Source organism: Streptomyces sp. S6, assembly GCF_054880855.1.
Window position 1 is genome coordinate 1 of record NZ_JBTYMC010000307.1, and the last position, 7,822, is coordinate 7,822.

The following is a 7,822-nucleotide window of genomic DNA, read 5'->3' on the forward strand; positions in this document are numbered from 1 at the left end:
CCGTCCCCGCGACCGCGCTGGCCCTGCGCCGCATCGGCCGTCCGGTGCCGAACGCGGCGCTGCTCGGCGAGCTGGCCGCGCTGACCGGCTGTGTGGGGATCGACGCGCTGACCGAGGCGATCCACGACCGCTTCCCGGGCCGACTGGGACCGGCCAACGCGGAGGCCGCTCGGGAGGCGTACGCATTCGTCCGGAGCCTGGGTGAGGAGCACGCGCATGCTGAAGCAGACTGAGGGGTCACGCGCGGTCGCCGAGACCGTCGCGCACTGCCGGCCGGAGGTGATCGCCGCCTATCCGATCTCCCCGCAGACGCACATCGTGGAGGAGCTGAGCCGGCTGGTGGGGTCGGGGGAACTCGGCCGGTGCGAGTACATGGGTGGAGGTGGATCGAGCGAGGACGTCACACACCCCACCGACGTGATCACATCCCTCTCCCACCCCACCGAGCGCGGCGCCGGCACCCGGCGCCGTGCGAAGGGACGAGTTCAGCAGCCCGTCTTCCAGGTGTGGGAGTCCCCGCTGTCATTGCCCCAGCCGTTGCTCGCGATCTCCTGTCCGGGGGCGAGGCAGACGGTGCCGAGACCGATCCAGCCGGGGTTCTCGTAGACCTGGACGTGGTCCTTGATGCCAGGGCCCGAGATGCCGTGGTTGGCCCAGGAGGAGTCCGCGTCCTCGATGCCGGGCTCCCAGTTGCCGTCGTCGCCCGACCAGTTCCAGCGCTGGCCGCCGTAGTCGGCGTCGGTCCAGGCGCAGAAGTTGCCGCTCGGGCAGGACGCGGCGTACGCGGTGTTCGTGACGGTGGCGGCGGTGAGCAGGGCGAGGGGATGCTTCATGAGGGGGTTCCTTCATCAGTGTGCGTCGTGCAGGACGCGGGCCGAGATGTCGAGTGCGTGGGAGCGCAGCCGACGCCATTCGGTGACCTCGGAGCGGTGCCGGGCTCGGACGGTGTCCAGGCCGGTGCCTTCGTGAGCGGCTTCCGCCTTGAGGTTGTTGACGACGGTGTATACCTGGAACCAGCGTTTCTCGTCCCCGTACAGCGTGCGCTGGGCGGCGGCGAGGCAGCCGTCGGTGTGGGCGCGTACGGAGATGCCGCCCGCCAGGGTCAGGGAGAGTTCGGCGGGCGGGCGCCCGAACAGGGCGTCGGCGACGCGCTGTTGTTCCTCGGTGCTGCCCGGCTGCGGTCCGGGCCGGGGCGGGGTGAGGCCCTGGCGGGTCAGACAGCGGTCGGTCAGCGCCTGTTGGGCGGCTTTGACGGTGTCGTCGGGCGACAGAGGGCGGGAGGCGGGGCTGTTCGCGCAACCGCCGAGGCCGAGCAGCGTGATCGCGACGAGAGCGAGCGGCCGGAGGTGCACGGCGGTCAGCCCTGGTCGCAGCCCATGGTGTTGTCGCCGACTCCGTCGAGTTTCCTCCCCCAGCTCCAGTTCTCGTCGTGGTCGCCGGGGTAGATCGCCCGGTAGAGGCAGCCGGTGGCGGTGTAACTGATGGCGTAGACGGTGCTGTTGACGCTGGATTCGAAGGAGACGGCGCCCCGCTGTGTCCCGTTCTCCGCCTCCGCGTAGCCGGGCGGTCCGTAGCACCACGCCTGGCCGTGCTGGCCGATCCCGGTCCAGAAGCAGACCTTCCCCGGCACCCTGCCGGCCTGTGCCTCCGCCGTGGCCGGCAGAAGCGCGGCCACGGCGGCGAGGAAGGTGAGGACGAGTGCGGATGTTCGTTTCATTCTGGCGGCCCCAAAGCGGTCTTGACCACTGTGTGCAACCAGACTGCCCCACCCGGCATCCCGCAAGCGTCCGACTTCGCCCCTTTCGGTGACGATGTGTGACTGTCATCCCGATGTCAGCCGACGTACTCCCCGACAGCCGCCTTGAGTTCGGCCAGTCCCTTCTTCGCGTCGGTGAAGAACATCCCGGTCCTCGGATCGGTGTACAGCTCGTTGTCGATGCCCGCGTACCCGTGGCCCATGGACCGCTTGATGACGACGACGCTGCGGGCCTTGTCGACGTCGAGGATCGGCATGCCCGAGACGGCGTTGCCGGGCCGGCGGGCGGCCGGGTTGGTGACGTCGTTGGCGCCGATCACCAGGGCCACGTCCGCCTGGGGGAACTCGGGGTTGACGTCGTCCATCTCCTTGAGCTGGGTGTAGGGCACGTCCGCCTCGGCGAGCAGCACGTTCATGTGGCCCGGCATCCGGCCGGCGACGGGGTGGACGGCGTAGCTGACGTCGACGCCGTGGTCGGTGAGCAGCTGTGCCAGGGCGCCGAGTTCGTGCTGGGCCTGGGCCGCGGCGAGGCCGTACCCGGGGACGAGGATCACCTTGTGCGCGTAGGCGAGCTGGATCGCCACGTCGTCCGCCGACAGGGAGCGCACCTGGGCCGGGGCTCCCCCACTCGCCGCAGGAGTGCTGTCGCCGGTGCCGAAGCCGCCGACGACGACGTTCGCGACGGAGCGGTTCATGGCGTCGGCCATCAGCTTGGTGAGGATGCCGCCCGAGGCGCTGACGAGCATGCCGGCGACAATCAGCGCGGTCTCGTTCAGCACGAACCCGGCCATCGCGACCGCCGAGCCGGTGAAGGCGTTGAGGAGGGCGATGACGACGGGCATGTCGGCGCCGCCGATGGGCAGGACCATGCTCACGCCGAACAGCAGCGCGACGGCCGCGAGCCCGTAGAGGGCCGGGCGGGAGTCGGGGGCCAGGACCAGCCAGACCGTGCCCGCGACGAAGGAGACCGGCAGCAGGACGTTCAGCAGCCGCGCGCCGGGGAACACCACCGGTGCTCCGGAGACGACGCCCTGGAGTTTCCCGGCGGCGATCAGCGATCCGGAGAAGGTGACGGCGCCGATCACGATGTCGAGGGCGCCGGGCAGCGAGACCCGGGCGCCGAGTCCCGCCGGATCGGCGGACTGGAGCAGGTCGTCCACGGCGATCAGCGCCGCCGCGCCGCCGCCGACGGCGTTGAAGACGCTGACCAGTTGGGGCATCGCCGTCATCTTCACCTCGCGCGCCGCCCACAGTCCGAGGGCGGCGCCGACGAGGCCCCCGCAGGCCAGGACGAGCCAGCCGGTGCGGCTGATGGTGCCCTCGTCGGCGACGAGCCACACGGTGGCGGCGATCGCGACGGACATCGCGGCGGCCGACAGGGTGTTGCCGCGCCGGGCGGTGCGCGGGTGGTTCATCAGATGCAGGCCGAGGACGAAGCAGGCCGCGGCGGCCAGGAACACGTAGTGGACGGTGTCGGAGACGTTCATGACACTCGCTCCTCCTTCTTCGCGTCCGCGCGCGGCCGGGCCCGGAACATCTCCAGCATCCGGTCGGTGACGACGTATCCGCCGACGACGTTCATCGCGCCGAACACCATCGCGGTGAAGGCGAGGGCGTAGCCGGGCCAGGTGTGCGCCTGCGCGGCGATGAGCATGGCGCCGACGACGACGATGCCGTGCACCGAGTTGGAGCCGGACATCAGCGGGGTGTGCAGCGTCGCGGGCACCTTGCTGATGACCTCGACGCCGACCAGCACGCTCAGCACGAACACGGTGATCGCGGTGAGCAGATCGAGGCCGTTCACGGTGTGTCGCCTCCCGTCAGGGCTCCGGTGATCTCGTCCGCCGGGTCGAGGACGAGTGCGCCGTCCCGCACCAGGTGGCGCAGGAGGGCGACGAGGTTGCGGGCGTAGGCCGTGGACGCGGCGGTGGCCATCGCGGAGGGCAGCCGTCCGGCGCCGATCACGGTGACGCCGCCCGCGAGGACGTCCGTCTTGTCGGGCTCGGAGCCCTCGACGTTGCCGCCGAGGTCGCTCGCGGCGAGGTCGACGACGACCGACCCGGGCCGCATCCGCTTCAGCGTGTCGCGGCTCACCAGGAGCGGCGGCCTGCGGCCGGGTACCTGGGCGGTGGTGACGACGATGTCGCAGCGGGCGATGTGGTCGTCGAGGGCGGCTCGCTGGGCCCGCTGCTCCTCGGCGGTCAGCTCCCGTGCGTAGCCGCCGCGTGCGGTGCCCGGTTCCTCGTCCGGCGGGCTCTGGATGTCGAGGAACCGGGCGCCCAGTGACTCCACCTCCCCTCGGGACTCGGGGCGTACGTCGTACGCCGTAACGGTGGCGCCGAGGCGGCGGGCCGTGGCGATGGCCTGGAGTCCCGCCACGCCGGCGCCCAGGACGAGGACCTGCGCCGGGCGCATGGTGCCCGCCGCGGTGGTCAGCATCGGGAGGAAGCGGTCGTAGGCGTCGGCGGCGACGAGGGCCGCCTTGTAGCCGGCGACGTTGGCCTGTGAGGTGAGGGCGTCCATCGACTGGGCCCGGCTGAGGGTGCGCGGCAGCAGGTCGAGGCTGACCGTGCGTACCCCGCGCTCGCGCGCCTCGCGTACGCACGCCGGTCCCAGCAGGCCCGCGAGGACCTGCCCGGCCCGCAGCGAGCGAGCGCTGTCCGCGTCCGGCGGTCCCACGCACAGGACCGCGTCGGCGCGGGCGTACAGTTCCCCGGCGGTGACGATCTCGGCGCCTGCGGCGGTGTAGTCGGCGTCGGTGAACCAGGCGCCGGAGCCGGCCCCGGTCTCGACCAGGACGTCGAGGCCGTCCTTGCGCAGGAGGGCGACGGCCTCGGGGACGAGGGCGACGCGGCGTTCGCCGGGTGCCCGCTCCCGGGGTGCGCCCACGGTGACGGTGGCCATGGTGTGCTGCCTCTCTCCGGGGCCCGGCAGCACCGGGCCCCGGTGCTCAGAACTCGAAGACCAGCCGTGCTTCGGCCCGGCCGCCGAGGACTTCGTCGAAGGAGTCGTTGACCTGCTCCAGGCGCCGGGGTTCGGCGATGACCTGGGTGCGTCCGGCGGCGTGCAGCGCGAACACCTCGGTCAGGTCCTGCCGGGTGCCGACGATGGAGCCGATGACGGAGATGCCGCCGAGCACGGTCTCGAAGATCGGCACCGGGATCTTCGCGTCGTCGGCGGGCAGCGCGACCATGACGAGCCGTCCGCCCCGGTTGAGGGACCGGTACGCCTGCTCGAACGCCTTGGGCGCGGCGGCGAGGACGACGGCGACGTCCGCGCCGCCGGCCTTCCTGATCTCCTGGACCGGGTCGTGGGTGCGGGCGTTGACGGTCTGGTCGGCGCCGAGGCGGTGGGCGAGGCCCAGCTTGTCGGGTTCGAGGTCGACCGCGGTGACGAAGCCGCCGACCAGGCGCGCGTACTGGAGCGCGAGGTGGCCGAGGCCGCCGATGCCGAAGACGGCGACCCGCTCGGCCGGGGTGACCCGGGCGACCTTGACCGCCTTGTAGGTGGTGACGCCGGCGCAGGTCAGCGGGGCGGCGTCGAAGGACGACACGCCGTCGGGCACCCGGACGACCGCGGCGGCGTTCGCGACGGCGTACTCGGCGTAGCAGCCGTCCACGGAGTAGCCCGTGTTGGTCTGGGAGGCGCACAGGGTCTCCCAGCCGGAGACGCAGTGCCGGCAGGTGCCGCAGGACGAGCCGAGCCAGGGCACGGCGACGCGGGTGCCGGTCAGGCCGGCGGGGACGCCCGCGCCGACCGCCCGTACGACGCCGACGCCCTCGTGGCCGGGGACGAACGGCGGGACGGGCTTGACGGGCCAGTCGCCGTGGGCGGCGTGGATGTCGGTGTGGCAGAGCCCGGACGCCTCCATCCGTACGAGCACCTGGCCTGGGCCGGGCTCGGGGACGGGCAGGTCCCGGATCTCCAGGGGCTTGCCGAAGTCGGTGACCACCGCTGCCTTCATGGTGTGCGCTCCTCAACTGGCTCTGGTCCGGGACGGCCTCGCCCGGGTCACGAAGTGCAGCCCGTCCCCGGCTGCGAGGGAGAAGCCGCCCGGTGTGCCCTCTTCGACGTCCAGGACGAGGAAGGGGCGGCCGAGGGCCTCGTACTGGTCGGCGTTCATGTGGAAGGTGCAGCCCTCCACGACGCCGACGAGCATGTCGCCGTCCCCCAGGGCGAATTCGCCGCCGGGGAAGCACATGGGGTCGCTGCCGTCGCAGCAGCCCGCGGACTGGACGAACATCACCGGTGCGCCGTGGGCGGTGCGCAGGGCCGCGATGGCCCTGCGCGCCGCGCCGGTGGCCGTGACGCGTCCGGCGGTGCCGGGGCGCGGTTTCACGGGGTGCCTCCTGGAGCGGCCCGGACTAGAACAGCCCGAGCGGCTTGTCGCTGTAGCTGACCAGCAGGTTCTTGGTCTGGCTGTAGTGGTCGAGCATCATCTTGTGGGTCTCGCGGCCGATGCCGGAGACCTTGTAGCCGCCGAAGGCGGCGCCTGCCGGGTAGAGGTGGTAGCAGTTGGTCCAGACCCGGCCGGCCTTGATGGCGCGGCCCACCCGGTAGGCGCGGGCGCCGTCGCGGCTCCACACCCCGGCGCCGAGGCCGTAGAGGGTGTCGTTGGCGAGGGCGAGGGCCTCGGCCTCGTCCTTGAAGGTGGTGACCGCGAGGACGGGTCCGAAGATCTCCTCCTGGAAGACCCGCATCCGGTTGTTTCCCCTGAGGACGGTCGGCTCGTAGAAGTAGCCGTCCGTGAACCGGCCGCCGAGGTCGGCGCGCTGTCCGCCGACGAGCACTTCGGCGCCCTCCTCGGCGCCGACGGCGACGTAGGAGGCGATCTTCTCGACCTGCTGACGGGAGACCTGGGGGCCCATCATGGTGGCGGTGTCGAGGGGGTCGCCCAGCTTGATCGCGCGGATGCGCTCCAGGCAGCGCCCCATGAACTCCTCGTAGATGTCCTCCTGGATCAGGGCGCGGGAGGGGCAGGTGCACACCTCGCCCTTGTTGAACGCGTAGAGCACCAGTCCTTCGACGGCCTTGTTCAGGAAGTCGTCGTCGGCCGCGGCCACGTCGCTGAAGAAGATGTTCGGCGACTTGCCGCCCAGCTCCAGGGTGACGGGGACGATGTTCTGGGAGGCGTACTGCATGATCAGGCGGCCGGTGGTGGTCTCGCCGGTGAAGGCGACCTTGGCGATGCGCTTGTTGGTGGCGAGCGCCTTGCCGATCTCGGCGCCGGGTCCGTTGACCACGTTGAGGACGCCGGGCGGCAGGATGTCGCCGACGACCTCCATCAGCTTGAGGATCGACCACGGCGTCGGGGACGCCGGCTTGATGACGGAGCAGTTGCCGGCGGCGAGCGCCGGGGCGAGCTTCCACGCGGCCATCAGCAGCGGGAAGTTGAACGGGATGATCTGGCCGACCACGCCCAGCGGCTCGTGGAAGTGGTAGGCGATGGTCTCCTTGTCGATCTCGGTGATCTCGCTCTCCTCGGCGCGGATCGCGCTCGCGAAGTAGCGGAAGTGGTCGGCGGCGAGCGGGATGTCGGCGGCGAGGGTCTCGCGGACGGGCTTGCCGTTCTCCCAGCTCTCGGCGACGGCGAGTTCCTCGCGGTGGGCGTCGATGGCGTCGGCGACCTTGTTGAGCACGGCGGCCCGCTGGGCCGTGGTCGCCTCGCCCCAGGTGTCCTTGGCGGAGTGGGCGGCGTCCAGGGCGAGTTCGATGTCCTCGGGTCCGGACTTCGGGACCTCGCAGATCGGGCGGGCGGTGGCGGGGCACAGGTTCGGCGTGTACTGCCCGGTGGTCGGGGCCTGCCACTTGCCGCCGATGAAGTTCTCGTAGCGCGGTGCGACGTCGACGGGGCTGCCCGGCGCGCCCGGAGGCTCGTACTTCATGTTCGTCCCCTTTCCGGTGACGACGGTCGGGCTGATGTTCAGCACGTTAGGCGGGGGAACGCTGCAACCGCGCTGCATGCCGGGTGGGTTGGGCCAGGGCGGCTTTTTCGAGGTGCTGTGCGCGGGCCGCGGCGGCGGCGCGCTGCGGTGAGCCGCCGGGCAGGCAGCGGGCGAGCGCGGT

At 71.7% G+C, this 7,822-nt stretch carries 10 protein-coding genes; 1 reads left to right on the forward strand and 9 read right to left on the reverse strand.

All coding sequences use genetic code 11. The annotated features are described in order from the left end of the window. A partial coding sequence (locus tag ACVNF4_RS29235; RefSeq protein ID WP_461805889.1) for a 2-oxoacid:acceptor oxidoreductase family protein occupies positions 1–233 on the forward strand: 233 nt, incomplete at its 5' end. Between the two features lie 252 nt (positions 234–485). On the opposite strand, the gene ACVNF4_RS29240 is transcribed toward ACVNF4_RS29235, so the two are convergent. The 9 genes from ACVNF4_RS29240 to ACVNF4_RS29280 all read right to left on the reverse strand — a co-directional run bounded on the left by ACVNF4_RS29240 (position 486) and on the right by ACVNF4_RS29280 (position 7,641). Then, entirely contained in the window at positions 486–833 is a 348-nt protein-coding gene (locus tag ACVNF4_RS29240; protein WP_461805890.1) for a peptidase inhibitor family I36 protein, read from the reverse strand. 15 nt (positions 834–848) lie between these two features. After that, a complete protein-coding gene (locus tag ACVNF4_RS29245) occupies positions 849–1,352 on the reverse strand; it encodes a hypothetical protein (RefSeq protein ID WP_461805891.1) in 504 nt (167 codons plus the stop codon). Between the two features lie 5 nt (positions 1,353–1,357). Beyond that, positions 1,358–1,717: a hypothetical protein gene (locus ACVNF4_RS29250; RefSeq protein ID WP_461805892.1), complete on the reverse strand. Its 360-nt coding sequence runs from the start codon at positions 1,715–1,717 to the stop codon at positions 1,358–1,360. 116 nt (positions 1,718–1,833) lie between these two features. Further along, a complete protein-coding gene (locus tag ACVNF4_RS29255) occupies positions 1,834–3,243 on the reverse strand; it encodes an NAD(P)(+) transhydrogenase (Re/Si-specific) subunit beta (RefSeq protein ID WP_461805893.1) in 1,410 nt (469 codons plus the stop codon). Then, entirely contained in the window at positions 3,240–3,560 is a 321-nt protein-coding gene (locus ACVNF4_RS29260; RefSeq protein ID WP_461805894.1) for an NAD(P) transhydrogenase subunit alpha part 2, read from the reverse strand. The genes ACVNF4_RS29255 and ACVNF4_RS29260 overlap by 4 nt, the downstream gene beginning before the upstream one ends. After that, the gene (locus ACVNF4_RS29265) at positions 3,557–4,660 is read right to left on the reverse strand and encodes an NAD(P) transhydrogenase subunit alpha (protein ID WP_461805895.1); all 1,104 of its coding nucleotides are present in this window, start codon (positions 4,658–4,660) and stop codon (positions 3,557–3,559) included. The genes ACVNF4_RS29260 and ACVNF4_RS29265 overlap by 4 nt, the downstream gene beginning before the upstream one ends. Positions 4,661–4,706: 46 nt before the next feature. Next, on the reverse strand, positions 4,707–5,720 hold the full coding sequence (locus tag ACVNF4_RS29270) for a zinc-dependent alcohol dehydrogenase (RefSeq protein WP_461805896.1): 1,014 nt from the start codon (positions 5,718–5,720) through the stop codon (positions 4,707–4,709). Between the two features lie 12 nt (positions 5,721–5,732). Beyond that, positions 5,733–6,095 carry a DUF779 domain-containing protein gene (locus tag ACVNF4_RS29275; RefSeq protein WP_461805897.1) on the reverse strand — a complete coding sequence of 121 codons (363 nt, stop codon included), beginning with the start codon at positions 6,093–6,095 and terminating at the stop codon, positions 5,733–5,735. 25 nt (positions 6,096–6,120) lie between these two features. Continuing rightward, complete coding sequence (locus ACVNF4_RS29280) at positions 6,121–7,641, reverse strand: aldehyde dehydrogenase family protein (protein WP_461805898.1); 1,521 nt, start codon at positions 7,639–7,641, stop codon at positions 6,121–6,123. Positions 7,642–7,822: the final 181 nt, after the last annotated feature.

Bases quoted from the DNA above. Each gene is read 5' to 3' on its own strand.
- ACVNF4_RS29265 (WP_461805895.1), bottom strand. From the start codon at position 4,660: ATGGCCACCGTCACCGTGGGCGCACCCCGGGAGCGGGCACCCGGCGAA.
- ACVNF4_RS29255 (WP_461805893.1), bottom strand. From the start codon at position 3,243: ATGAACGTCTCCGACACCGTCCACTACGTGTTCCTGGCCGCCGCGGCC.
- ACVNF4_RS29250 (WP_461805892.1), bottom strand. From the start codon at position 1,717: ATGAAACGAACATCCGCACTCGTCCTCACCTTCCTCGCCGCCGTGGCC.
- ACVNF4_RS29270 (WP_461805896.1), bottom strand. From the start codon at position 5,720: ATGAAGGCAGCGGTGGTCACCGACTTCGGCAAGCCCCTGGAGATCCGG.
- ACVNF4_RS29280 (WP_461805898.1), bottom strand. From the start codon at position 7,641: ATGAAGTACGAGCCTCCGGGCGCGCCGGGCAGCCCCGTCGACGTCGCA.
- ACVNF4_RS29240 (WP_461805890.1), bottom strand. From the start codon at position 833: ATGAAGCATCCCCTCGCCCTGCTCACCGCCGCCACCGTCACGAACACC.